General features: G+C 65.0%; 29 protein-coding genes. 19 read left to right on the top strand and 10 right to left on the bottom strand.

Going from position 1 to position 24,081, the window contains the following annotated elements; all coding sequences use genetic code 11:
* Nucleotides 1-53: 53 nt before the first annotated feature.
* A complete protein-coding gene (locus E4L98_RS19120; protein WP_135203135.1) occupies nucleotides 54-827 on the bottom strand; it encodes a DeoR/GlpR family DNA-binding transcription regulator in 774 nt (257 codons plus the stop codon).
* Nucleotides 828-1,081: 254 nt separating this feature from the next.
* Here E4L98_RS19120 and E4L98_RS19115 point away from each other — a divergent pair, with 254 nt between their 5' ends.
* Nucleotides 1,082-1,687: a PEP-CTERM sorting domain-containing protein gene (locus E4L98_RS19115; RefSeq protein WP_229257466.1), complete on the top strand. Its 606-nt coding sequence runs from the start codon at nucleotides 1,082-1,084 to the stop codon at nucleotides 1,685-1,687.
* A 1-nt stretch (nucleotide 1,688) separates the two neighbouring features.
* Here E4L98_RS19115 and E4L98_RS19110 read toward each other — a convergent pair whose 3' ends face one another.
* The 4 genes from E4L98_RS19110 to E4L98_RS19095 form a co-directional block, all read right to left on the bottom strand.
* Complete coding sequence (locus tag E4L98_RS19110) at nucleotides 1,689-2,198, bottom strand: M48 family metallopeptidase (protein ID WP_135203134.1); 510 nt, start codon at nucleotides 2,196-2,198, stop codon at nucleotides 1,689-1,691.
* A 160-nt stretch (nucleotides 2,199-2,358) separates the two neighbouring features.
* Nucleotides 2,359-2,733 (bottom strand): heme-copper oxidase family protein, encoded by a 375-nt coding sequence (locus tag E4L98_RS19105; RefSeq protein WP_135203133.1) that lies wholly within the window; start codon nucleotides 2,731-2,733, stop codon nucleotides 2,359-2,361.
* On the bottom strand, nucleotides 2,730-3,212 hold the full coding sequence (locus E4L98_RS19100; protein WP_135203132.1) for a hypothetical protein: 483 nt from the start codon (nucleotides 3,210-3,212) through the stop codon (nucleotides 2,730-2,732). Before E4L98_RS19100 ends, E4L98_RS19105 begins: the two co-directional genes overlap by 4 nt.
* 55 nt (nucleotides 3,213-3,267) lie before the next feature.
* Nucleotides 3,268-3,804: a TetR/AcrR family transcriptional regulator gene (locus E4L98_RS19095; protein WP_167761381.1), complete on the bottom strand. Its 537-nt coding sequence runs from the start codon at nucleotides 3,802-3,804 to the stop codon at nucleotides 3,268-3,270.
* Nucleotides 3,805-4,002: 198 nt separating this feature from the next.
* Between E4L98_RS19095 and modA the strand changes: the two genes are divergently transcribed.
* Genes modA through E4L98_RS19075 form a run of 4 tightly spaced genes read left to right on the top strand, consistent with a single transcriptional unit; the run spans nucleotide 4,003 to nucleotide 6,922 of the window.
* A complete protein-coding gene (gene modA, locus E4L98_RS19090; protein ID WP_135203130.1) occupies nucleotides 4,003-4,752 on the top strand; it encodes a molybdate ABC transporter substrate-binding protein in 750 nt (249 codons plus the stop codon).
* Nucleotides 4,753-4,755: 3 nt separating this feature from the next.
* The gene (gene modB / locus E4L98_RS19085) at nucleotides 4,756-5,442 is read left to right on the top strand and encodes a molybdate ABC transporter permease subunit (protein ID WP_135203129.1); all 687 of its coding nucleotides are present in this window, start codon (nucleotides 4,756-4,758) and stop codon (nucleotides 5,440-5,442) included.
* A 2-nt stretch (nucleotides 5,443-5,444) separates the two neighbouring features.
* Nucleotides 5,445-6,128, top strand: coding sequence for an ABC transporter ATP-binding protein (locus E4L98_RS19080; protein ID WP_135203128.1), 684 nt, complete (start codon nucleotides 5,445-5,447; stop codon nucleotides 6,126-6,128).
* A gap of 2 nt (nucleotides 6,129-6,130) precedes the next feature.
* Nucleotides 6,131-6,922: a TOBE domain-containing protein gene (locus tag E4L98_RS19075; protein WP_135203140.1), complete on the top strand. Its 792-nt coding sequence runs from the start codon at nucleotides 6,131-6,133 to the stop codon at nucleotides 6,920-6,922.
* On the opposite strand, the gene E4L98_RS19070 is transcribed toward E4L98_RS19075, so the two are convergent.
* The gene (locus E4L98_RS19070) at nucleotides 6,919-7,758 is read right to left on the bottom strand and encodes an oxidoreductase (RefSeq protein ID WP_135203127.1); all 840 of its coding nucleotides are present in this window, start codon (nucleotides 7,756-7,758) and stop codon (nucleotides 6,919-6,921) included. The two genes, E4L98_RS19075 and E4L98_RS19070, sit on opposite strands and share 4 nt — an antisense overlap.
* A 133-nt stretch (nucleotides 7,759-7,891) precedes the next feature.
* Between E4L98_RS19070 and E4L98_RS19065 the strand changes: the two genes are divergently transcribed.
* Nucleotides 7,892-8,809 carry an AraC family transcriptional regulator gene (locus tag E4L98_RS19065; protein ID WP_307722134.1) on the top strand — a complete coding sequence of 306 codons (918 nt, stop codon included), beginning with the start codon at nucleotides 7,892-7,894 and terminating at the stop codon, nucleotides 8,807-8,809.
* Here E4L98_RS19065 and E4L98_RS19060 read toward each other — a convergent pair.
* Nucleotides 8,806-9,600: an AraC family transcriptional regulator gene (locus E4L98_RS19060; RefSeq protein ID WP_135203125.1), complete on the bottom strand. Its 795-nt coding sequence runs from the start codon at nucleotides 9,598-9,600 to the stop codon at nucleotides 8,806-8,808. The genes E4L98_RS19065 and E4L98_RS19060 overlap by 4 nt on opposite strands.
* A gap of 97 nt (nucleotides 9,601-9,697) precedes the next feature.
* On the opposite strand from E4L98_RS19060, the gene E4L98_RS19055 reads away from it, so the two are divergent.
* Nucleotides 9,698-10,498 (top strand): inositol monophosphatase family protein, encoded by an 801-nt coding sequence (locus tag E4L98_RS19055; RefSeq protein WP_135203124.1) that lies wholly within the window; start codon nucleotides 9,698-9,700, stop codon nucleotides 10,496-10,498.
* Here E4L98_RS19055 and E4L98_RS19050 read toward each other — a convergent pair whose 3' ends face one another.
* The 3 genes from E4L98_RS19050 to E4L98_RS19040 form a co-directional block, all read right to left on the bottom strand.
* Complete coding sequence (locus E4L98_RS19050; protein WP_135203123.1) at nucleotides 10,499-10,822, bottom strand: KGG domain-containing protein; 324 nt, start codon at nucleotides 10,820-10,822, stop codon at nucleotides 10,499-10,501.
* Between the two features lie 99 nt (nucleotides 10,823-10,921).
* Nucleotides 10,922-11,137, bottom strand: coding sequence for a hypothetical protein (locus E4L98_RS19045; RefSeq protein WP_135203122.1), 216 nt, complete (start codon nucleotides 11,135-11,137; stop codon nucleotides 10,922-10,924).
* A 75-nt stretch (nucleotides 11,138-11,212) separates the two neighbouring features.
* The gene (locus E4L98_RS19040) at nucleotides 11,213-12,232 is read right to left on the bottom strand and encodes an NADP-dependent oxidoreductase (RefSeq protein WP_135203121.1); all 1,020 of its coding nucleotides are present in this window, start codon (nucleotides 12,230-12,232) and stop codon (nucleotides 11,213-11,215) included.
* A gap of 183 nt (nucleotides 12,233-12,415) precedes the next feature.
* Between E4L98_RS19040 and E4L98_RS19035 the strand changes: the two genes are divergently transcribed.
* From E4L98_RS19035 to E4L98_RS18980, 12 genes are all read left to right on the top strand, one after another.
* Nucleotides 12,416-13,234 (top strand): AraC family transcriptional regulator, encoded by an 819-nt coding sequence (locus E4L98_RS19035; protein WP_167761379.1) that lies wholly within the window; start codon nucleotides 12,416-12,418, stop codon nucleotides 13,232-13,234.
* Between the two features lie 23 nt (nucleotides 13,235-13,257).
* Complete coding sequence (locus tag E4L98_RS19030) at nucleotides 13,258-13,821, top strand: gluconate 2-dehydrogenase subunit 3 family protein (protein WP_135203119.1); 564 nt, start codon at nucleotides 13,258-13,260, stop codon at nucleotides 13,819-13,821.
* A gap of 1 nt (nucleotide 13,822) precedes the next feature.
* Nucleotides 13,823-15,562, top strand: coding sequence for a GMC oxidoreductase (locus E4L98_RS19025; protein ID WP_135203118.1), 1,740 nt, complete (start codon nucleotides 13,823-13,825; stop codon nucleotides 15,560-15,562).
* 9 nt (nucleotides 15,563-15,571) lie between these two features.
* Complete coding sequence (locus E4L98_RS19020; RefSeq protein WP_205746778.1) at nucleotides 15,572-16,420, top strand: sugar phosphate isomerase/epimerase family protein; 849 nt, start codon at nucleotides 15,572-15,574, stop codon at nucleotides 16,418-16,420.
* Nucleotides 16,421-16,428: 8 nt separating this feature from the next.
* A complete protein-coding gene (locus E4L98_RS19015; protein WP_135203116.1) occupies nucleotides 16,429-17,919 on the top strand; it encodes a sugar ABC transporter ATP-binding protein in 1,491 nt (496 codons plus the stop codon).
* Nucleotides 17,897-18,898, top strand: a complete 1,002-nt coding sequence (locus tag E4L98_RS19010; RefSeq protein ID WP_135203115.1) for an ABC transporter permease — start codon at nucleotides 17,897-17,899, stop codon at nucleotides 18,896-18,898. The genes E4L98_RS19015 and E4L98_RS19010 overlap by 23 nt, the downstream gene beginning before the upstream one ends.
* Before the next feature lie 33 nt (nucleotides 18,899-18,931).
* Entirely contained in the window at nucleotides 18,932-19,873 is a 942-nt protein-coding gene (locus E4L98_RS19005; RefSeq protein WP_371857256.1) for a substrate-binding domain-containing protein, read from the top strand.
* 12 nt (nucleotides 19,874-19,885) lie between these two features.
* Nucleotides 19,886-20,941 (top strand): sugar phosphate isomerase/epimerase family protein, encoded by a 1,056-nt coding sequence (locus tag E4L98_RS19000; protein WP_135203113.1) that lies wholly within the window; start codon nucleotides 19,886-19,888, stop codon nucleotides 20,939-20,941.
* Between the two features lies 1 nt (nucleotide 20,942).
* A complete protein-coding gene (locus E4L98_RS18995; RefSeq protein WP_229257465.1) occupies nucleotides 20,943-22,097 on the top strand; it encodes a Gfo/Idh/MocA family protein in 1,155 nt (384 codons plus the stop codon).
* An 81-nt stretch (nucleotides 22,098-22,178) separates the two neighbouring features.
* A complete protein-coding gene (purU, locus tag E4L98_RS18990; RefSeq protein ID WP_135203112.1) occupies nucleotides 22,179-23,048 on the top strand; it encodes a formyltetrahydrofolate deformylase in 870 nt (289 codons plus the stop codon).
* A gap of 9 nt (nucleotides 23,049-23,057) precedes the next feature.
* Complete coding sequence (locus E4L98_RS18985) at nucleotides 23,058-23,600, top strand: YaeQ family protein (protein ID WP_135203111.1); 543 nt, start codon at nucleotides 23,058-23,060, stop codon at nucleotides 23,598-23,600.
* Between the two features lie 18 nt (nucleotides 23,601-23,618).
* Complete coding sequence (locus tag E4L98_RS18980; protein ID WP_135203110.1) at nucleotides 23,619-24,080, top strand: YcnI family copper-binding membrane protein; 462 nt, start codon at nucleotides 23,619-23,621, stop codon at nucleotides 24,078-24,080.
* Nucleotide 24,081 lies beyond the last annotated feature (1 nt).

Genomic DNA, 24,081 nt, shown 5'->3' with positions numbered 1-24,081 from the left:
CGTAAGCGCGCTTACGGCAGAGCTCGTGTGCGATTGGCAGAACTGACCCCGGATTATTCGGCGATGAGCAGGGGGATGCCGCGCTCGGACAGCGCGCTGCGCATGGGCGCGGGCAGGCTGGCGTCGCTGATGATGGTGGCTATGCGTTCCAGCCCGCAGATGCGGTGCAGACAGGTGCGGCCGAACTTGGAGCCGTCGGCCAGTACGATCACCTGCCGCGCCTGCGCGCACATGCGGGCATTGAGGCGCGCTTCCGCTTCGTCGTGGGTGGAGAGGCCGAAGGCGGCGTCGATGCCGTCGGCGCCAAGAAACAGCTTGTCGAAAATATAGCTGCCCAGGCTGGCCTCGGCGTGCGCTCCCTGCAACGATTGCGAGGCCTGGCGCAGCGTGCCGCCGGCCAGTATCAATTCCAGTTCCGCCACCGCCGCCAGTTCGCCGGCGATCGGCAGGCTGTTGGTGTAGACGCTCAGCGGCGCCAGCCCGCTGGCGGCCAGGCGCCGTGCCAGTTGCAGCGTGGTGCTGCCGGCGTCCAGTATCAGTTTGTCGCCCGGTTGTATCAGCGTCACGGCGATGGCGGCGATGTCGTGCTTGCGTTCGCGGTGCACCGCGTGGCGCGCCGCCAGCGGCGCTTCGGCCGGCATCTCGGCGGAGGGACGGGCGCCGCCGTGATGGCGCTGCAGCAGCCCCGCATCCGCCAGCGTGCGCAAATCGCCGCGTATCGTCACCGCCGAGACGCCGAAGCGCCGCGCCAGGCGGCTGACATGCACCTTGTCCTGCAATTGCAGCGTGTGCAGGATTTGTTCGCGGCGGCCTTCTGCATTCAGCACGGGAGACTCCTTTTTGATCGCTGAAGTAATGGTAACGTTAACTCACTCTGAATGCCAGTGCCGTGGCGGGCACTGCTGTAGCGCCGGCGCGACGTTGTCATGGAGCATGATGTATCGCGGCCTCTCTGCGCGCATGCGGACAGCGCACCGATAGAAATAATAAATTGAAAAGACTTGTGTCAGTTCGACATGATTCATGGTTTAATTGCAATACGGGCTGGGGAGCCCGATGACAAAACCAGAAGGAGAATGCCTTGAAAACCTCGAACCTGTTGCAAGCCTCCGTCGCCGCCGCATTGCTGTCCGCCGCTTCCGTCCAGGCGGCCACGATCGACTTCGACGCCGCCTCGGTCAGCAGCCAGATGACGCACGTGAACCTGCTGGCCAGCTATGCCGCCGGTTTTTATACGGAAGACGGCTTCGTGCTGCAAAGCTCGGCATCGGTTCCCAATTCGCTGCTGGCGGCCGACGTCACCTACAACGCCGGTTCGTACGCGATGGCGGCCTCGCCGCTGGCAACCACCACGCTGATGACCAGCAACGCCAGCGCCTTCAGCATCAGCTCGATCGATCTGCTGCGCCGCCCGGCCATTCTCAACTGGACCGTGACCTTTACCGGTGTGAAAAGCGATGCCTCGGTGGTGACGCAGTCGTTCACCATCACCAACAACCACTGGAATACCTTCAACTTCAATGCCGGCTTCACCAACCTGGCGTCGCTGTCGTGGGATGAGGGCCTGACCCGCCTGTACGCCTTCGACAACATCAACGTCAGCGCGGTGCCGGAGCCGGCCAGCTATGCCATGCTGATCGGCGGCCTGGGGCTGCTCGGCCTGGCGCGGCGCCGTCAGCGCTCCTGATTCAGGACCACAGCCTGCGGCCTTCGGTGTCCAGTTGCGTCAGGTAGAGCCGAAGGTCGAATTCGTACTGGTGGTAATTGGGTTCCATGTAGGTGCACAGCTTGTAGAACGCCTTGTCGTGCTGCTTTTCCTTGACGTGGGCCAGCTCGTGCACCGCGATCATGCGCAGGAATTCCAGCGGCACTTCCTTGAAGATGGTGGCCACGCGGATTTCGTGCTTGGCCTTCAGCTTGCCGCCTTGCACGCGCGATATCGCGGTATGCAGCCCCAGCGCGTGGTTGATCACGTGGATCTTGCTGTCGTACGCGACCTTGTTGATCGGTTCGGCGTTGCGCAGGTATTCATTTTTCAATTCCTGCACGTAGTCGTACAGCGCGCGGTCGGTGCGCAGGTCGTGCGGCTTGCCGTAGCGCTTGAGCAGCACCTCGCCCAGGCGGTTCTGGGCGATCAGTTGTGCCACTTGCTGCTGGGTTTGTTCGGAATAGGCGCTCAGGTATTTCAGGTCGGACATGGGGGAAGGGCGGTGAAAGCGAGGCGTGAATGTACCACATCCGCCGCCCGGACTGCCGATGTGGCCATCTCGCCATGATCGCCGCCAGCCGGGCCGTGAGCGGACGCGCGCGCAAGCTGACGCAGGATATTGAAACACATGGGTGTTGCCTGTCGATGTATTATTTTTGACTACTGCCGGCGTAGCGCCAGACGTTGACCACGAAGCACAGGACGCCGAGCACGACGATCACCGACGAAATGCCCAGCAGCGGCGCCACGGCCGCATGGCCGGTAACGAACAGGGCCAGCGCGAGCATCTGCACCGGCAGGGCGATGTTGTAGCCCCAGAACTGCACGCGCGCCAGCTTGTTGGCCGCGGCGTGGGGATAAACGGTATAAAACAATCCGAACAGCGCCAGGCTGACCCAGCCCAGCAGGTTGACGTGCGCGTGTACCGGGCGCAGCGCGAAATTCTCGCTGGCGGCCATCACCATACCCATGCCGACGCCGAGCAGCAGATACAGCGAGGCGATACGGAAGTACGATTTATTCATGCCGGCACCTGCTGTGCCGAAGCGGCGAAGGCGCGGAAGTTGGCCGGGGTGGCGAAGGCCAGGTACTGGGCCTGCATATCGTCGGTCAGCACTTCGATCATGGTGGTGTTTTCGATCCATAGTTCGATCACGTCGAAGAAGTTGTCGCCGCGTGTGCAGCGCAGCGCGCGCCAGCCTTCGCGCTCGCCCAGCGCCAATACCTGGTCCGCGCGCATGGCGGTGGCCACGGCCAGGTGGAAGGCGCTGTAGTGGCCGGCGTCATTGGCGTCGCCCGGCTGGAAGCTGGCGCTGCCGGTCCCCGGCGCGATCACGCGGTCATACGGATAGGTTTCGATGATGGTGCCGCGCGCGTCGCCGGCGATGGCCATCCAGGAATCCGGGAAGGACGGGAAAGGCGCGGCGAAACCGCCCCATATTTCCGCGATGACGCGGGCGACGTGTTCGGGATGCCGGCTCGGCATCGATGCGTGGAAGATCATGGTTACCTCTGGAGTAGTTCGCAGGAAAACGTCCTGCACGTTGGACGCGATCGTCCTAATCCCGCGGACCGCGCTGCTTGCGGCGCGCGTTGTCCAGCAATGCGGCGATGGCTTCGGCAGCGGCCTGGCCGGCCTCCGCGCCATCCAGATTCCAGTAATCCTTGAAGGTGGCCCAGGCGGTGGCCGAATACAGCAGCTGGATCGCCGCGCCCAGGCGGTCGCGCTCGGCGTCGGGCAGCGGTCCGACTTCGTGGTCGATCAGGGCGCGGAACGCCGCCTGGCGCTCGGCCGCGGTCTGCATGCGCGCGCTGCGTCCCTGCGGCGAGGCCAGCATGCCGCGGATCAGCGGCTCCCGCTGGTCGAAGCGCGGAAAATCGGTGGCCAGCCGCGCCCGCAGTTCCTCCAGGTTGGCGGGGAAGCTGTCGCGCTGGATGGCCTTGGGTGCCCACGCCCAGAACGCTTCCAGCAAGGCGTCCTTGTTCGGGTAATAGCGGTAGACCGTGCTTTCGCCGACGTCGGCCTCGCGCGCGATTTCGGTAAAGCTCAGCTGGGCCAGGCCGTCATTTTCGAGCCGGCGCGCAACGGCCGCCATGATGGCTTCCCGCGTTTTGGCTTTATTGCGGTCCCGCAGCGGCACCGGATTTGATGTTTTCATGTCCATGACAGCAATACTCTCAGATGGTGGTTTGGCTGTCAAGTGAATGTGGCACCTCCACTTTTGCTGCCCTTAGCTGAAACGCCGCCAGCGCTATATAATCTGGTTTATTGCGACTGGTTAAAAGGAAGATACATGCGTACGTTGAAAGCGTGTCTGGCCGTGGTACTGGCCGCCGTGGGCGGAGCGGCTTCGGCCACCGATATCACGGTGTCGGCGGCGGCCAGCCTGACCAATGCCTTCAAGGAGATCGGCGCGGCGTTTGAAAAAGAACACGCCGGCGACAAGGTACTGTTCAACTTCGCCGCTTCCGATCCGCTGGTGCAGCAGATCAGCAGGGGCGCTCCGGTGGACGTGTTCGCCTCAGCCGACCAGGAGGCGATGGACAAGGCCGACGGCCTGAAACTGCTGGCGCCCGGCTCGCGCAGGAATTTCGCCAGCAACAGCCTGGTGCTGATCGCGCCGCAGAACGGCAAGGTGGCGCTCAAGGCCGTGGGCGACGTGGCCAATGCCGACGTGGCGCGCATCACCATCGGCAATCCGGCCAGCGTGCCGGTCGGCCGCTACACCAGGGCCGCGCTGGAGCGCGCCAGACTGTGGACCGCGGTGGCACCGAAACTGATCCTGGGCACCTCGGTGCGCCAGTGCCTGGACTACGTGGCGCGCGGCGAAGTCGACGCCGGCTTCGTCTACGCCACCGATGCGGCCATTGTGAAAGACAAGGTGACGCTGGTGGCCACGGTACCGACCGAAGCGCCGGTGACCTACCCGATCGCGGTGATTGCCCACGGCCCGCAGGCGGCGCAGGGCAAGAAGTTCGCCGATTACGTGCAGTCGCCGGCCGGCCAGGCCATCCTGGCGAAGTACGGCTTCGGCCGTCCGTAAGCGATGGAGGCGTTTTCTGCCGAACCTGGCTGGGTGGCGTTGCGCTTGTCGTTGAAGGTGGCCGTCTGGGCCACCGCGCTGGATCTGGTGTGCGGTGTGGCACTGGGCTATCTGCTGGCGCGCAAGCGCTTCTGGGGCCGCGAATTGCTCGACGCGGTGCTGACCCTGCCGATGGTGATGCCGCCCACCGTGCTGGGCTATTATCTGCTGGTGATCATCGGCCGCAATGGTGTGATCGGCGCCTGGCTGCAGCGGCATTTCGGCCTGAACCTGATCTTCACCTGGCAGGCGGCGGTGATCGCGGCGGCGGTGGTGGCATTTCCGCTGGTGCTCAAGGGCGCGCGCGCGGCGTTTGAAAGCGTCGATACGCAACTGGAGCAGGCGGCGCGGGTGCTGGGCGTGTCGTCGTTCGGCGTGTTCCTGCGCGTGACCCTGCCGCTGGCCTGGCGCGGCGTGCTGGGCGGCACCTTGCTGGCGTTCGCGCGCTCGATGGGGGAATTCGGCGCCACGCTGATGGTGGCCGGCAGCATCCCCGGCAAGACCCAGACGCTGTCGATCGCCGTGTACGAGGCGGTGCAGGCCGGCCAGGACGATCACGCCAATCTGCTGGTGATCATCACTTCCGTGGTGTGCATCGTCGTGCTGGTGGCGGCGAACAAGCTGACGCCCAACCGCAATCCACAGGCATGAGCATGCAATTCAAACTAGACATCGGCAAGACCCTGCGCTCCGGCGAGCGCGTGTTCCAGCTGCGGGCGCGCTTCGAATCGGCCAGCCACCGCGTGGTGGTGTTCGGTGCGTCCGGCGCCGGCAAGAGCCAGATGATGAAGGCGGTGGCTGGCCTGATGACGCCCGACCAGGGCCGCATCGAGCTGGCCGGCCGCGTGCTGTTCGACAGCGGCGCCGGCATCGATCTGCCGCCGCAGCAGCGGCAGGTGGCCTATCTGTTCCAGGATTACGCCCTGTTTCCGCATCTGAACGTGCGCCAGAACATCGGCTTCGGTCTGCAGCGCGGCTGGTTCAATCCGGCCGCGCGCGTAGACGGCGAGCAGATCCGCTACTGGATGGAAGCGTTCGAGCTCGATCATGTGGCGCACCAGTATCCGCACCAGTTGTCGGGCGGCCAGCGGCAGCGCGTGGCGCTGGCGCGCGCACTGGCGCCGCAGCCGGCGGCCTTGCTGCTGGATGAACCGTTCGCGGCGCTCGACGCCGGCTTGCGCGGCCGCATGCGCGCCGAGCTGGACGCGCTGCAGCGCCGCCTCGACATCCCGATGCTGATGATCACCCACGATCCCGAAGACGCGCGCGCTTTCGGCGACCACGTGCTGCGCATGGAAAATGGTAGCATCGCGCGGATAGAGGAGAGCGTGGCATGAGCATGGAATTGCAGGGCAATGTATGGCTGACCATCGATGGCCGGAAGCTGGGCGGTCAGGACCGCGTGGCGCTGCTGGCGGCGGTGGGCAGCGAGGGCTCGATCACGGCCGCCGCCAAGGCGGTCGGCATGAGTTACAAGGGCGCCTGGGACGCCATCGAGGCCATGAACAATCTGGCCGGCGAGCCGCTGGTCGAGCGCGCGGCGGGCGGCAAGGGCGGCGGCGGCACGCGCCTGACCCGACGCGGCAGCCAGCTGGTCGAAAATTTCCGCAAGATCGATGAGGAGCACCAGCGCTTTGTGGCGCACCTGAGCAGCCAGTCGCATGCGCTGGCCGACGACTTTTTACTGATACAAAGAATGAAGATGAAAACCAGCGCGCGCAATCAGCTCAGCGGCAAGATCGTGGCGGTGAAGCAGGGCGTGGTGAATGACGAGGTGGTGCTGGAAATCGTCGGCGGCCAGCAGATCGTCGCCACCATCACCCGCGACAGCAACGCCAGCCTGGGACTGGCCGCGGGCGTGAAGGCGTTCGCGCTGATCAAGGCATCGTCGGTGATTGTGGCGACCGAGCTGGGCGACGTCAAGCTGTCGGCGCGCAACCGCCTGAACGGCACCGTCACCCGCGTGGTGCCGGGCGCGGTGAACACCGAAGTCAGCATCGAGTTGCCCGGCGGCGGCGTGATTGCCGCCATCGTCACCAGGGACAGCGGCGACGCGCTGGCGCTGGCGGAAGGCAAGCAGGCTTGCGCCATCTTCAAGGCGTCCAGCGTGATCGTCGGTACGCCGGCTTAATTTTCCGGCGATACATCAGTTGAGCGTGTCAGCGCCTCCAGCGCGCTGATTTCCTCGCCGAATTCCGCCAGCCGGCCGCGCACCAGTTGCAGCGCGTCGCTGCCAAGCAGCAGATGCGCCGGCGGATTGTCCATGCCCACCAGTGTCAGTATCGCTTGCGCGGCCTTGACCGGGTCGCCGGGCTGCTTGCCGCTGCGCGCCGCGCGGGTGGCGCGGATGGGATTGAACAGTGCATCGTAATCGGCGATGCTGCGTTCCGACCGCACCATCGAACGGCCAGCCCAGTCCGTGCGGAACGAACCGGGCGCCACGGCGGTGACGTGTACGCCGAACTGACCGATTTCCTTGCCCAGCGCTCCCGAGATGCCTTCCAGCGCGAACTTGCTGCCGGCGTAATAGGTGATGCCGGGCAGGGTAATGTGGCCGCCCATCGAGGTGATGTTGACGATGTGGCCGCGCCGGCGCGCGCGGAAGGCCGGCAGAAACGCCTTCATCACGGCCACCGCGCCGAACACGTTGACGTCGAACTGGCGGCGCAGTTCTGCCAGCGGCGATTCTTCCATGATGCCTTCGTGGCCGTAGCCGGCGTTGTTGACCAGCACGTCAACCGGGCCGACGCTGGTTTCCGCCTGCGCCACCACGCCGGGAATGGCGTCGAAATCGGTCACGTCCAGCACGAAGGCGTGGGCGCGTTCGGGATGCAGGGAAACAAAGGCGGCGCGCGCCTCCTCGTTGCGCACGGTGCCGATGACGGTGTGGCCGGCGGCCAGTGCCGCTTCCGACAGGGCGCGGCCGAAACCGCTGCTGACGCCGGTAATGAAAAATGTTTTATTCATGACAGTTCCTTTCTCTGATGCCACCATGGTAGTGGCCGCGGGCGCACGCGGCCATGCCGGAAGCTCTGCATCATTTGCCTGATTCTCTGAGCGGCCGCCATGACGGACTGGACAGGATTACAATCCGTACATGATGAAACGCATGATTCAATTGATGGAGCGCCTGGCGCCGGTCGAGGGCTATAACTTCGTTGCCCTGCCGGATGTGCGGTTTTTGCGCTCCAACCGTCCGCTGAGCCGCACGGCGGTGCTGTACGAGCCCGGTATCGTGATCGTCTGCCAGGGCCGCAAGCGCGGTTTCCTGGGCGAACGCGAGTTCGTCTACGACGCTCGGCATTGTCTGGCCGTCTCGGTGCCGGTGCCGTTTTCAATGGAGACCGAGGCCAGCGCGGAAGAACCCCTATTGGCGATGTACCTGCGCCTGGATTTCCAGTTGACCGCCGATCTGCTGCTGGAGCTGGAAGCGCAGGGCCAGACCGTGCGGGCCGAGCCGCGCGGCCTGCTGTCCACGCCCATGGATGCGCGGCTGACCGCCTCGGTGCTGCGGCTGCTGGAAGCGCTGGCCGATCCGCTCGATGGCGCGCTGCTGGGGCCGGCGCTGATCCGCGAAGTGTATTACCGCGTGCTGACCAGCGAGCAGGGCGCCTCCATGCGCGCGGCCCTGATGCAGCAAGGCCGCTTCGCCACCATTTCGCGCGCGCTGCGCAAGATCCACGCCGCGTACAGCGAAGACCTCGATGTCGGTCTGCTGGCCAGCGAGGCGAACATGAGCGTGGCCACCTTCCACCATCATTTCAAGGCGGTGACGGCCACCTCGCCGATCCAGTACCTGAAATCGACGCGCTTGCACCAGGCGCGGCTGTTGATGCTGCGCCACGATATCTCGGTGGCGGCGGCCAGCGCGCAGGTCGGCTACGAAAGCGCCTCGCAATTCAGCCGCGAGTTCAAGCGCCTGTTCGGGCGCAGCCCGGTGGAAGAGATCGAGCGCATGCGCAAGACCTTCGTCAAACCGGATCCGCGGCCGTCGGCCGTATACGTCTCGGCGCACTAGCCGCCGAATTCGGCAAAACGCGCCGGCGTGGTGCCGAGGATGCGGCGGAACAGCGCGATGAAGCTGCTGACGCTGTCGTAGCCGAGGCTGATCGCCACCGTGGTGACCGAGGCGCCGCCGTTCAGCAGCGCCATGCCCTTCTGCAGCCGCGCCACCTGGCGCCAGGCCACCACCGACATGCCGGTCTCGTTGCGGAAATGGCGCGTCAGGCTGCGGCGCGACCAGCCCAGCTGCACGGCCCAGGCGTCGAGATCGGTGTCGTCGGCCGGGTCTTCGGCGATGGCGGCGGCCATGGCGGCCAGGCGCGGATGGCGCGGCATGGTCAGGTGCAGCGGATCGGCGTCGGCCGCGCGCATTTCGTCGAGGAACACATTCATCAGGCGGCGACCGGCGGCGTCGGTCGGGGTGCCTTCCGGCCAGCGGCACATGCGTTCCAGCAGGCTGCGCGCCAGGTCCGACACCGTGAGCACTTGCGCCCGTTCGGGGAAGCCGACGCACAGCGCCGGCGCGATGTGGATGGTGAAGCCGGCCAGTCCCGGCTTCAGGCTGCTGCCGTGGGCGGCGGCCAGATGCACCACATCCGGCGGTATCCAGGCCATCCGGCCGGGCGGCAGCACTTGCCGGTTGCCGTCGGCCTCGACCGTGATGACGCCCTGCACCGGGATGTACATCTGGCCCTCGGGATGGAAATGCGGATGCTTGTTGATGCCGACGCCGCCATCCGTGTGCTGTGCCGCGACGTAAATCGGCGTGGCGTCGTCGAGGCGCTTGTCGCTGTGATGGTTGCCCATGTTGTGGCCCGATTGCGTTATCAGTTGTCCCTTGCCAGTTAGCCGGCCGGTGGCCGCTCTGGCAATCTACGGTTTTCAGTTATAGCAAGGAATGACCATGACTGCAATCGATACCGAGGAGGTGCTGGCCCTGCTGCGCGATGTCGGCGCCGGTCTGTGCGTCACCTACTGGCGCGGCGAGCCGGTGGTGGAAGCGGACGACATGATGGCCGCGTTTCAGCGCATCAGCGGCGCTGCCAATGCAGAGTTGCGGAACGAATTGTCGGTAATGTATCCCTCCATTGCGTGGGATGATGACGAATTGGACGAGACAATATTGCAAGGCGGCGAATATTGGGTGTGCGACGCCATCGATGGCGCCGTGCAGTTCTTGCGCGCCATCCCGAACTGGGCCATGTCGCTGACGCTGATGCGCGAAGGCGTGCCGGTGTTCAGCGCCGTCTTCGACGCCATGCATGACGAGATGTTCCATGCCGTCTGGGGCCGCGGCGCCTACCACAACGGTGCGCGCATGCGGGTCAATGCGCGCGCCGATCACTACCATGCCATCGTCGCCAGCGGCCAGCCGCCGTTCGCCAGTCGCAACCGGCTGGCGACGCAACTGGCCGGCGCCTCGCTGAGCGCCATGCTGCGCGACGTGGCCGCCGCACGCAACCTGGGGCCGACCTCGCTGCAACTGGCCTACGTCGCGTGCGGCCGGCTCGATGCCTTCTGGCAGTACGGCGAGGATGGCCGCAACTGCATCGGCGGCGCGCTGCTGATACGCGAGGCGGGCGGCGTGGTCACCCAGGCCGACGGCACGCCGTACCGGCTGCATTCCGGCAGCATCGCCGCCGCGCCGCCGGCCGTGCATGCATCCATGCTGCGCCGGCTGTGCGACGTGGCGGAAGTCTGGTAGCTAGCCTTGTTGGTTGCCGCCCTTGGAAGCCTGCTCGGACCGCGTGGCCGCATTCTTCTCGGCGGCGGCGCGCGCGGCCGACTGGCGGCTTTCTCCTCCCTTGCGGCCGATGGCGGCCATGTGCTCGCGGTCGCGACTGACGACTTCGCCGCCTTTCTGGCCGGCGCGGCGCGCTTCCTCGGAATCGAATTCATGCGCCGTACCTTTCTGGTGGGCGGCCTGTCCGCCCTTGCTGGCGATGGCGCGCTGGGTGGCTTCGTCCATGGCGGCGAAGCCGCGCTTGGCAGTGCCCTTGGTCTTGCTGTGTTCGTTATTACTGGCCATAGTGCCTCCTGTTCAGTGGATCGTCGGGATTGCGGCAGCGGGCTGGCTGCTCTGTATGGTTAGAGGCACAAGGTTGACGAAAGTTCCACGGATGGCGGCTTATGCGGACAGGCTGGGCATCATCTTGAGCGGGCGGCCGCCGCTCATCATTTGCTGGCTCAGCGTGCCGGTTTCGGCGATCAGGCCGCGCGCCAGCTGCAGGTTGAGCGCGCACAGGCTGCGCATGGCGTCCAGCGTGTGGGCGCCCAGCAGGATGTAAAGGTCGAGCAGATTTTCCGTGTAGGCACGGATGGAGGGGAAAAGTAGGGGGTACATGGTGGCCTCGGCGTGGTGGCGGTATAGCATAGACCGCCGAGGCCCGCGGGAAGTTCCCGCGCGATGGCGCGCAATTTACGGCGCCGCCACCTGCAGCACCAGCTTGCCGAAGTTTTTGCCTTCAAACAGCATGTTGAGCGCGGTGGGGAAGTTTTCCAGGCCATGCACCACGTCTTCCTTGCTCTTGATTTTGCCTTCGGCCATCCAGCGGCCCAGCTGGGCGATGCCCAGGTGATAGCGGTCGGCATAATCGAACACCACGATGCCCTCCATGCGCGCGCGGTTGACCAGCAGCGACAGGTAATTCGACGGCCCCTGCACCGGCGTGGTGTTGTTGTACTGCGAGATGGCGCCGCAGATGACGATGCGCGCCTTCAGGTTGATGCGGGTCAGTACGGTGTCGAGAATGTCGCCGCCGACGTTGTCGAAGTACACGTCCACGCCCTGCGGGCAGTGCTGCCGGAGGCCGTCCCTGACCGATTCATTCTTGTAATCGATACAGGCGTCGAAGCCCAGCTCCCTGACGACGAAATCGCATTTCTCCTTGCCGCCGGCGATGCCGACCACGCGGCAGCCCAGCTGCTTCGCCACCTGGCCCACGGTCTGGCCCACCGCGCCGGCCGCGCCCGACACCACCACCGTTTCGCCGGCCTTGGGCTGGCCCGATTCGGTCAGGCCGAAGTAGGCGGTCATGCCCGGCATGCCCAGTGTGTTCAGGTAAGTGGTCAGCGGCGCCAGCTTCGGGTCGATCTTGTGGAAGCTGGCGCTCTTGTCGTCGGCCGGGCCGGTCCAGTAGCGCTGCACGCCGGTGCCGCCGGAGACGTAATCGCCCGCCGCGAACTTCGGCGACCTCGATTCCGCCACCACGCCGACGCCGCCGGCGCGCATCACCTCGCCGATGGCCACCGGGCGGATGTAGGATTTGCCTTCGTTCATCCAGCCGCGCATGGCCGGATCGAGCGACAGGTACAGCACCTGGACGCGGATTTCACCATCGGCCAGCGGGCGCAGCGGCTCTTCGGTCTGTTGCCAGTCGCTGTCCTTGACCATGCCCACCGGCCGCGCGGCCAGACGGAATTGCAGATTGGTTTCCATAGTCTCCTCCTTGTAATCCTCATCATACCTAAAAAAGTACGTCCGTGCGCTTTATTCACGCTTGCCGATTTTGTTATAAATTTTTCCGATTTTTTAATACTTAGGCATTGTTGCTGGTGCTACCATCATCGCCTGACTAGCGAATGGCGGAATGCGATGAGCACCAGGGTGATCGGGATGGGGATGGCAGTGGCATGCGCCGACCCGGAAGCGGAAAATGGCCAAAATTCGAAGGGGCAGGCCGCCTCCGCCGCCGATTGCGCCGAGTTTTTCCAGCGCCACGGCATTTCCACCCCCAGCGTGCTGTTCGACGATCTGCAGGATACCTATTATTTCGCCAAGAACCGCGCCGGCCAGTTTGTCTGGGGCAACCGGCTGCTGCAGCAGCAGCACGGCGTCGCCAGCGTGATCGGCCGCTCCGACCATGACTTTTTCCGCCACGATATCGCCGACCGCATCCGCGCCGACGACCTGGAGGTGATGGACAGCGGCGTGGCCGTCAAGAACAAGCTGGAAGTCATCGACGGCAACAACGGCGCGCTGACCTGGCTGTTCACCACCAAGGCGCCACTGCGCGACCGCCATGGCGAGATCGTCGGCGTGGAAGGCTTCAGCCGCGACGCCGAGCGCTCGCAGGAGGCGATGGCGCCGTTCCACGTGTTCAAGAGCTGCATCGAATACCTGCAGGCGCATCTGACCGAGGACATCAGCATCGAACACCTGGCCAGCCTGTCGTGCATGTCGCTGTCCACCTTCGAGCGCAAGTTCAAGCAGCATTTTTCGCTGACGCCCAAGCAGTACATCCTGCGCATGAAGATCCACGAAGCCTGCCGTCTGCTGCCAAGCTCGCAGAGCATCGCGCGCGTGGCGCTGGCCACCGGGTTCGGCGGACAGAGCTATTTCACCAAAATTTTCCGCAGCGTGGTCGGCATCACGCCCAAACAGTATCAGCTGTCCCTGATCGCCTCCGGGCGGGTGGGGACGGTCCGAAGGAGCAGTTGAACGCATCGATTCCTGGAGGAGACATGTTGCATACCGAACGAGAGGCACACGGCCGCAGAGCCGCTCTCATCAAACTGGCCGCGCTGACTGGCGTGGCAATCTCCGGCGACGCCCTGGCGGCGCTGGCGCAGGCCAGCGACCCGTCGATGGCGCCCGGCCTGCTGAATGGCGACGCGCTGGCGCTGACCGGCGTGCTGGTCGATCACATCATTCCGGCCACCGACACGCCCGGCGCGCTGGCGGTCGGCGCGCACCGCACCATCAGCCATCTGCTGCTGGCCTGCGGCACCGAAGCGCAGCAGCGTGACTTCCTCGCCGGGCTGGCGCGTCTCGATGCGCAGGCGGGCCAGCGCTTCGCCGCCCTGCCGGCCAGCCGGCAGGTGGCGCTGCTGCATGCGCTGGACGACGGCAAGGCGCCGTTCGGCGCGCAGGATCAGCGGTTTTTCCGCCAGCTCAAGTCCTACACCCTGTTCGCGTATTACACCTCGGAAGCCGGCGCCACGCGCGAACTGGCCTATCTGCCGGTGCCCGGCGGGTTCAAGGGCAATGTCCCGGTCCGTGACACCACCCGCACCTGGGCCATCTGACATGAGCCAGATTTCGTCCTTCTACATCAAGCAGAGCGCCGAGGTGTTCGACGCCATCGTGGTCGGCTCCGGCATCACCGGCGGCTGGGCCGCCAAGGAATTGTGCGAGCGCGGCCTGCGCACGCTGATGGTCGAACGCGGCCGCCCGGTCGAGCACCGCAGCGACTACATCGGCGAAGGCGTCGACGACTGGACCTTGCCGAACCGCGGCCTGGTCGATGAAAAGCTGCAGCGGGAGCAGTTCTTCGAGCAGCGCAAGTGCTATGCCTTCGACGACCACACCAAGCACTTCTTCAACAATGACCGCGACATGCCGTACAGCACGCCGGACGGCCGCCCGTTCAGCTGGATACGCGGCAACCAGCTGGGCGGCAAGTCGCTGATGTGGGCGCGCCAGTCCTACCGCTGGAGCGACCTCGATTTCGGCGCCAACGCCAGGGATGGCCACGGCGTCGACTGGCCGATCCGCTACACCGACCTGGCGCCGTGGTACAGCCACGTCGAAAAGCATGTCGGCATCAGCGGCGCGCGCGAGAACCTGGCGGTGCTGCCGGACAGCGAATTCCTGCCGCCGTTCGAATTCAACACGGTCGAAGCGGCCATGAAGAAGAAATTCGACGCCGCCTTCGCGCCGGCGCGCATGATCATGGGCCGCTGCGCCCACCTGACCCAGCCGACGGCGGCGCAACTGGAGCTGGGCCGTGGCAGTTGCCAGGCGCGCAGCATGTGCCAGCGCGGCTGTTCCTTCGGAGCATATTTCTCGACCCAGAGTTCGACCCTGCCGGCAGCGGCGGCCACCGGAAGGCTGAGCATCGCCACCAATGCCATCGTGCACAGCGTGCTGTACGACCCGAAGACCAACCGCGCCACCGGCGTGCGCGTGATCGATGCGGAGACCATGGAAACGCGCGAGTTCCATGCGAAAGTGGTGTTCCTGTGCGCTTCGACCCTGGGCAGCACGCAGGTGTTGCTGAACTCGACTTCCGAAGCGTTCCCGACCGGGCTGGGCAACTCGTCCGGCGTGCTGGGCCACTACCTGATGGACCACCTGTTCGCCGCCGGCGCCTACGGCCGGGTCGAAGGCTACGAGAACGATTATTACTCGGGCCGCCGGCCGACCGCGCCGTACATTCCGCGTTTCCGCAACGTGGTGGACCAGCATCCCAAGTTCCTGCGCGGCTATGCGCTGTCGGGCGGCGCCTCGCGCGAGGGCTGGCACGAGCGGGGTTCCAGGCCCGGCTTCGGCAAGGACTACAAGGCCATGATACGCAAGCCAGGGCCGTGGCACTTCGGCCTGTCCGGCCAGGGCGAGATGCTGCCGCGCTACGAAAACATGGTCAGCCTGCATCCGACCAAAAAGGACAAATGGGGCATGCCGCAGTTGCACATCGACTGTACCTATTCGGACAACGATCACAGGATGCGCGAAGACATGGCCGATACCGCCGCCAACATCCTGGAATCGCTGGGCGTCAAGGACGTCAGGAAATCCATCAAGCCGCTGGACGAATGGGCGCCGGGCCTGTCCATCCATGAAATGGGCACGGCGCGCATGGGACGCGACCCGCGCACCTCCATGCTGAACGGCCACAACCAGTCGCACGACGTGCCCAATCTGTTCGTGACCGATGGCGCCAGCATGTGCTCCGGCGCCTGGCAAAACCCGTCGCTGACTTTCATGGCGATCACCGCCCGCGCCTGCGCCTACGCAGTCGATCAACTCAAGCTTGGCACTATTTAAGGAATGACGATGAACGCAACCAAACGCAATGCCCTGGCACTGGCCCTGATGCTGGCCGCGACGGCCTCCCAGGCGGCCACCAGCCCGCGCCTGGCGGTGCAGCTGTGGTCGGTAAAGGATGAAATCAAGCAGGACTTCGAGGGCACGCTGACCAAGCTGGCGGGGCTGGGCTTTCAGGGCGTGGAGTTTGCCGGCGAGTTCGGCAAATACCAGTCGGACCCGGTCGGTCTGGCCGTTTTCATGAAGAAAACCGGCCTGCAGTGCGCGGGCGCGCACATGCACGTGGATAAGCTGGATGCCGCCAATTTCAAGGCCACCACCGATTTCTACCGCACGCTGGGCTGCAATCGCCTGATCATCTCCATGGACAAGCGCGGCGCCAGCAAGGAAGGATCGGCCGATCTGGCGAAGGAGCTGAGCGCCGTCTCGGCCAAACTGGCCGGGCAGGGAATGCAGCTCGGCTATCACAACCACGAGCAGGAAATGCTGGGCCAGAAAGACCAGACCAACTGGGACCTGCTGGCGAAGAATACGCCGAACAACTTCATCCTGCAGCAGGACGTGGGCTGGACCACCTACGCTGGCCAGGATCCGGTGTATTACGTCGATAAATATCCTGGCCGCACCGTGACCACGCACTTCAAGGCCAAGTTCGCCAAGGGCGCGAGCGGCACGCCCATCATCGGCCAGGACCGCACCGACTGGGTCGGCCTGACCAAGGCGGTACGCAAGGTCGGCGGCACAGAGTGGATCATCATCGAGCAGGAGGAATATCCGAACGGCATGGGGCAGCTGGAAACGGTGGCGGCATCGATGCGCGGCTTGCAGGCGGTGCTGGCCAAGACGCCGGCGCAATAAGGACGTTCATGAGTTTGTCCGTACGTTTTCAACACATCGTCAAGGAATTCGGCCCGGTGCGCGTGCTGCACGGGGTCGACTTCGCGCTGGAGGCGGGCCGCGTGTATGGCCTGCTGGGCGAGAACGGCGCCGGCAAGTCGACCCTGATGAAAATCCTGGCCGGCTACGAGGCGCCCAGCGGCGGCCAGTTGCTGGTCGATGGCGTCGAACGGCATTTTGCCGACGCGCGCCAGGCCGAGGCGCTGGGCATCGCGCTGATCCACCAGGAATTCAATCTGGCCGAGCATCTGACGATCGCGCAGAATATTTTCCTCGGCCATGAGATCAGCCGCGGCGGGCTGCTGGACGCCAAGGCCATGCGCGCCGCCGCCGCGGCCTGTTTGCAGCAGGTGGGGCTGGACATCAGCCCCGACACCCGCGTGGCCGACCTGATCGTGGCCGAAAAGCAGCTGGTGGAAATCGCCAAGGCGCTGAGCCGCAAGGCCCGGCTGTTGATCATGGACGAGCCGACCGCCAGCCTGTCGGCCGGCGAAACGCGCAAGCTGTTCGCGCTGATGGCGCGGCTACAGGCGGAAGGCGTGACCATCATCTACATTTCGCACAAGCTGGATGAAATGGAGGCGCATACCGATGAAGTGGTGGTGATGCGCGACGGCCGCTTCGTCAGCCGCGCCGTGACGGCCGATATCGACCGCCACCAGATGGCCAACCTGATGGTGGGGCGCGAAGTGTCCGACATGTTCCAGCCCAAGCAGCTGCCGGCACCTGATGCGCCGGTGCTGCTGAAGGTGGACGGGCTGAGCGCGCCGGGCTGGGTGCGGGATCTGAGCTTCGCGGTGCGCGCCGGCGAAATCCTCGGCTTCGGCGGCCTGGTCGGCGCCGGCCGCACCGAGGCGTTCGAGGCGCTGCTCGGCTTGCGCGCGCGTTCCTCGGCGCGGATCGAGATCGGCGGTATGCCGGTGGACATCCGCAACCCGCGCCAGGCCATGCGGCATGGCCTGACCTATCTGAGCGAGGACCGCAAGGGCAAGGGTCTGCATGTCAACCTGGGGCTGCGCGAGAACCTCACCATGATGACGCTGGAACGCGATGCCCGCCCCTGGCTGGACCTGAAGGGCGGCCGTGTCGCGCTCGAACAGGCGATCGCCAGATTCGGCATCCGCCTGCGCGACATCGACTGCAAAGCCGGCTCGCTGTCGGGCGGCAATCAGCAAAAGCTGGCGCTGGCCAAATACCTGCACAGCGACCCGCGCGTGGTGGTGCTGGACGAGCCGACGCGCGGTGTCGACGTCGGCGCCAAGCGCGATATCTACCATTTGATCCACCGCCTGGCGGCCGAGGGCAGGGCGGTGATCGTCATCTCCTCCGAACTGATCGAACTGATCGGCCTGTGCCATCGCGTGGCGGTGCTGCGCGGCGGCCAGCTGCAGGCCGTGCTGGACCACGACCATCTCACTGAAGAAGAATTGATTTCCCATGCCACCGATACTCACCACTAAACTTCCGCTCGCTGTACCGCTGCTGACGCGCCTGCGTGGCTATGGCCCGGTGCTGGCGCTGATCCTGCTGTGCATCGCCGGCGGCCTGCTGAATCCCGACTTCGCCACCATCGACAACCTGATGAACGTGCTGACGCGCACCGCCTTCATCGGCATCATCGCGGTCGGCATGACCTTCGTGATCGTCTCCGGCGGCATCGACCTGTCGGTCGGCTCGATGGCGGCGCTGATCGCCGGCGCCATGATCGTGCTGATGAACGCGGCGGCCGGCGCCGCCCAGCCGCTCGGCCCCATGGCGACGGTGTTGCTGGGCGTGGCGCTGGCGCTGCTGCTCGGCGGCGTGCTGGGCGGCGCACATGGCGTGCTGGTCACACGCGGCCGCATCGAACCGTTCATCGTCACGCTGGGAACGCTGGGCATTTTCCGCGCCACGCTGACCTGGCTGTCCGACGGCGGCGCGCTGACGCTGGAAAGCGGCGTGGCCGATGTCTACAGCCCGGTCTACTACCAGAGCGTGCTGGGCGTGCCCATCCCGGTGTGGATCTTCCTGCTGGTGGCGGCCGGCGGCGCGGTGATCCTCAACCGCACCGCCTTCGGTGCGCATGTGCAGGCCATCGGCTCCAACGAGCAGGTGGCGCGCTACGCGGCGATCCGGGTCGACCGCGTCAAGGTCTGGACTTATCTGCTGCTGGGTGTCTGCGTGGCGATCGCCACCATCCTGTACGTGCCGCGCCTGGGCTCGGCCACGCCGACCACCGGCATCCTGTGGGAGCTGGAGGCGATTGCCGCCGTGGTGGTCGGCGGCACTTCGCTGAAGGGCGGTTCGGGCCGCATCCTCGGCACCGTGGTGGGTGCAATCCTGCTGTCCGTGATCGGCAACATCGTCAACCTGACCAGCATCATCAGCGTGCACCTGAATGCCGCCGTGCAGGGCGTGGTGATCATCGCCGTCGCGTTCATGCAGCGCGGCCGCCGCTAACTCTTTCTACACAAAGGAAACAACATGATTTCGATGAAACGTCTTGCCGGCGCCTGTCTGCTGGCGCTGGTCGCCGGCGGCGCCGTCGCGGCCGAAAAGGTCACGCTGGGCGTGGCGATTCCGACCGCGACGCACGGCTTCACCGGCGGCATCGTCTGGTGGGCCAACCAGGCCAAGAAGGAGCTGGAAGCCGCGAATCCCACGCTGAAGGTCATCATCAAGACGGCGGCCAGCACGCCGGAACAGGCCAACCAGTTGCAGGACATGCTGGTGGTGAACAAGATCAATACGCTGGTGATCTTTCCGCTGGAATCGGCTTCGCTGACGCAGCCGGTGGCGCAGCTGAAGAACAAGGGCGTGTATGTCACCGTGGTGGACCGCGGCCTGACCAACCCGTCCGCGCAGAATGCCTACGTGGCGGGCGATAACACCGCTTTCGGCAAGCTGCCGGCCGAGTACCTGGGCAAGAAGCTGGGCGGCAAGGGCAATATCGTGGTGTTGCGCGGCATGCCGAGCACGCTCGACAACGAGCGCATCGAAGCCTTCAACGCCGCGCTGAAAGCTTATCCCGGCATCAAGGTGCTGGACACCAAGTACGGCAACTGGAATCGCGACGACGCCTTCAAGGTCATGCAGGATTATCTGACCCGTTTCAAGCAGATCGACGCGGTGTGGGCGGCCGATGACGACATGGCGATCGGCGTGGTGAAAGCCATCGAGCAAGCCAAGCGTACCGATATCAAGGAAGTGTTCGGCGGCGCCGGTTCCAAGGGCGCGGTCAAGAAGATCATCGATGGCGACAAGCTGGTGCAGGCAGATGTTTCGTACTCGCCGAAGTTCATTTACGACGCCATCAAGATGACCGCCACCGCGCGCCTGAAAGGCGAAGCGCTGCCGGCCAAGACCATCATCCCGTCGACGCTGATCACGCGCGACAACGCCAAGCAATTCTATTTCGCCGATTCGCCTTACTGACAGGAGCCGAGCATGAAAACCATCAAGGGGCCGGCCATCTTCCTGGCGCAGTTCATGGGCAATGACGTCCCGTTCGACAACCTGGCCAACCTGGCCGGCTGGGCCGCGGGGCTGGGCTACCAGGGCATCCAGCTGCCGTGCGACAAGCGGTTGTTCGACCTCGAACTGGCGGCCGACAGTCAGGCGTATTGCGACGATATCAGCGGTCTGCTGGCATCGCACGGCTTGCAGATATCCGAGCTGTCAACCCATCTGCAGGGACAGCTGGTGGCGGTGCATCCGGCCTACGATGCGCTGTTCGACGGCTTCGCCGCGGCGCAGGTGCGGGGCAATCCGGCGGCGCGCCAGGCTTGGGCGACCGACCAGCTGCAACGCGCCGCGCGCGCCTCGCGCCGGCTGGGGCTGACCGCGCACGCCAGCTTTTCCGGCGCGCTGGCCTGGCCTTATCTGTATCCGTGGCCGCAGCGTCCGGCCGGGCTGGTGGAGGAAGCGTTTGCGGAACTGGGACGGCGCTGGCTGCCCATCCTGAACGCCTTCGAGGATGCCGGCGTCGACCTGTGCTACGAGCTGCATCCGGGCGAGGACCTGTACGATGGCGTCACCTTCGAACGTTTTCTCGACGCGGTGGGCGGCCACCAGCGCGCCAGCATTCTGTACGATCCCAGCCACTTCGTGCTGCAGCAGCTGGATTACCTGGCCTTCATCGACATTTACCATGAGCGCATCAAGGCGTTTCACGTCAAGGATGCCGAGTTCAGGCCGGACGGGCGGCAGGGCGTCTACGGCGGTTATCAGGGCTGGACGCAGCGGGCAGGGCGCTTCCGCTCGCTGGGTGACGGGCAGATCGATTTCAAGGCCATCTTCTCGAAAATGGCGCAATACGATTACCCCGGCTGGGCGGTGCTCGAATGGGAGTGCGCGCTCAAGCATCCCGAAGACGGCGCGCGCGAAGGCGCGGACTTCATCCGCAGCCACATCATCCGCGTGGCCGAGCGGGCCTTTGACGATTTCGCCGGCAGCGGCGCCGACCTGCGCCAGGTGCGCGCACTGATGGGACTGGAGAACTGAGATGGCGGTAGCACGACGACTAAGGCTGGGCATGGTGGGCGGTGGCGAGGGAGCCTTCATCGGCGCCGTGCACCGCATCGCCGGCCGGCTGGACGATTGCTATGAACTGGTCGCGGCCAGCCTGTCCGGCAATGCGCAGCGCGCGGCGGCCAGCGCCGCCGGTCTGCGGCTGGACCCGGCGCGCAGCTATGCGGACTACCAGGCCATGGCACGCGTGGAGGCGGCGCGGGCGGACGGCATCGACGCGGTGGCCATCGTCACCCCGAATTATCTGCACGCGCCGATGGCGACCGCCTTTCTGGAAGCCGGCATCCACGTCATCTGCGACAAGCCGCTGGCGATATCGCTGGCCGAGGGTGAGGCGCTGGCGGCCCTGGCGCGCCGGCAAAACAAGGTGTTCGCGTTGACCCACGTCTACGCGGGCTATCCGATGGTGCGCCACGCGCGCGCCATGGTCGCCGCCGGCGAGATCGGCGAAGTGCGGCTGGTGCAGGTGGAGTACGCGCAGGACTGGTTGGCCGAGGCCGCCAATCAGAGCGAAGAATTCCAGCGCAACAACTGGCACAACGATCCGCGGCGCGCCGGTCCGAACGGCTGTCTGGGTGATATCGGCAGCCACGCCCATCATCTGGCCGGCTATGTCAGCGGCATCCAGCCGGATCAGGTGCTGGCCGAGCTGCACGCGTTCACCCCCAATCGCGTGCTGGACGATCATGTGCAGGTGATGCTGCGCTATCCGAACGGCGCACGCGGCATGTTGTGGAGCAGCCAGATGGCGACCGGCTGCGAAAACGGCCTGCGCCTGCGTGTGTTCGGCACCAAGGCCAGCCTCAGCTTCGATCAGGAAAACCCGAACGAACTGTGGCTGACGCCGCAGGGCGGTTGCGCGCAGCGCCTGACGCGCGGCCGGGTGCGCAGCGCGGCGGCCGTGTCGGCCACGCGGGTGCCGTCCGGTCATCCGGAAGGCTATCTGGAAGCGTTCGCGCAGCTGTATCGTGATGCGGCGGCGCAGATCCACGCGCTCGACGCGGGGCAGACGGTGCCGCAATCGGCGCGCGACATGCCGGACGTGGACGACGGCGTCGCCGGCCTGCGCTTCATGCAAGCGGTGATGGAAAGCCACCGCCAGGGCTCGCGCTGGCTGAAGTTTGCTTAGGGAAACGCTGCTCGATTTTTTGTCAACCCTGGCCAGCCGTGAGACAATAGACATCTTTTGTCCCACTTCCTCACGGCAGTCATGAGCAATCCCGAGTACATTCTGACCCTCTCTTGCCTGGACCAGCGCGGCATCGTTCATCGCGTATCGGGCTTTTTGGCGGACCATGGTTGCAACATCATCGATTCCGCCCAGTTCGGCGACAGCGAATCGCAGCTGTTCTTCATGCGCGTGCACTTCGCGCGTGAAGACAGCACGATCAACGACGATCTGTTGCGCGCCGACTTCGGCCTGCTGGCGGAAGACATGCAGCTGAGCTGGGAAATGCGCGACGCCCATTACAAGCCGCGCGTGATGCTGATGGTGTCCAGGATCGGCCACTGCCTGAACGATTTGCTGTTCCGCTACAAGAGCGGCCTGCTGCCGGTGGAGATCCCGGCCATCGTGTCGAATCACATGGACTTCTACCAGCTGGCGGCCAGCTACAATATCCCGTTCCACCACCTGCCGCTGGCCACCGGCGCACCGCTGGAAGACAAGCTGGCGCAGGAAGCCAAAATTATCGAGCTGATCAAAACCCACAAGATCGACCTGGTGGTGCTGGCGCGTTACATGCAAATCCTGTCGCCGGGCCTGTGCGAAGCGCTGAAGGGCAAGGCGATCAATATCCACCATTCCTTCCTGCCGAGCTTCAAGGGCGCCAAGCCGTATGCGCAGGCGCATCACCGCGGCGTCAAGCTGATCGGCGCCACCGCGCACTTCGTCACCGGCGATCTGGATGAAGGTCCGATCATCGAGCAGGACGTCGAGCGCGTCGACCATTCGATGGATGCCGAGACGCTGTCGGCAATCGGCCGCGACGTCGAGTGCGTGGTGCTGGCGCGGGCGGTGAAATGGTTTGTCGAGCACCGTGTGCTGCAGAACGGTCACAAGACCGTCGTATTTAAATAAGAGTTACAGATGGCCCTCAAAGCAACAATTTATAAAGCAGAACTGTCGATTGCGGACATGGACCGCAATTACTACGAAACCCACCAGCTGACGATGGCGCGCCATCCGTCCGAGACCGACGAACGCATGATGGTGCGCCTGATCGCGTTCGCCATCCACGCCAACGAGGCGCTGACCTTCACCAAGGGCTTGTTCGACGTCGAAGAACCGGACCTGTGGCAAAAGGACCTGACCGGCGCGATCGAACTGTCGATCGAAGTCGGCCAGCCGGACGAGAAAGTGATCCTGAAAGCCTGCGGCCGTTCGGAACACGTGTACGTCTACAGCTATTCCGCCACCAGTCACATCTGGTGGAAAGGCCTGGCCAACAAGGTCGAGCGCTGCAAGAACCTGACCGTGGTCGACCTGCCGGCCGAGGCCACCGAGCAACTGGGCAAGATGGCCCAGCGCACCATGCAGCTGCAGTGCACGATCCAGGACGGCCAGATCTGGCTGACCGACGGCAGCACCACGGTGGAAGTCGGCCGCGAAGTATTAAAATCCGAGCGTTGACCTGATCAGGAGTCACCGATGAAGAAATTGTTTCCGCTGTTGTGGTTGACAGCCGCCGCCGCCCAGGCCCACGTGACGCTGGACCAGAGCACCGGCAATGCGGGCAGCTACCAGAAGCTGGCCTTCCGCGTCGGCCACGGCTGTGACGGCAAGGCCACCACCGGCCTCACCATCACGCTGCCGGAAGGCGCCGGTCACGCCAAGCCCATGCCCAAGCCGGGCTGGAAAATCGCCATCACCGACAGCGGTGCCCTGCATGAAATCAGCTGGAGCGGCGGCGAGCTGCCGGACGCCTATTTCGACGAATTCGTGATCCAGACCAAGCTGCCGGACCAGCCGGGCAAGCTGTATTTCCGCGTCGTCCAGCAATGCGGCAACATCAGCGTGGCCTGGGACCAGATCGCCGGCGACAATATGAAAGCCCCGGCGCCGGCGCTCGACGTCTTGCCCGCCGCAGCCAACAGCCACAGCCACCACTAAG

This window comes from Duganella callida, from assembly GCF_004614165.1.
GTDB lineage: Bacteria > Pseudomonadota > Gammaproteobacteria > Burkholderiales > Burkholderiaceae_D > Rugamonas > Rugamonas callida.
This window is presented reverse-complemented; position numbering and strand designations above follow the sequence as displayed.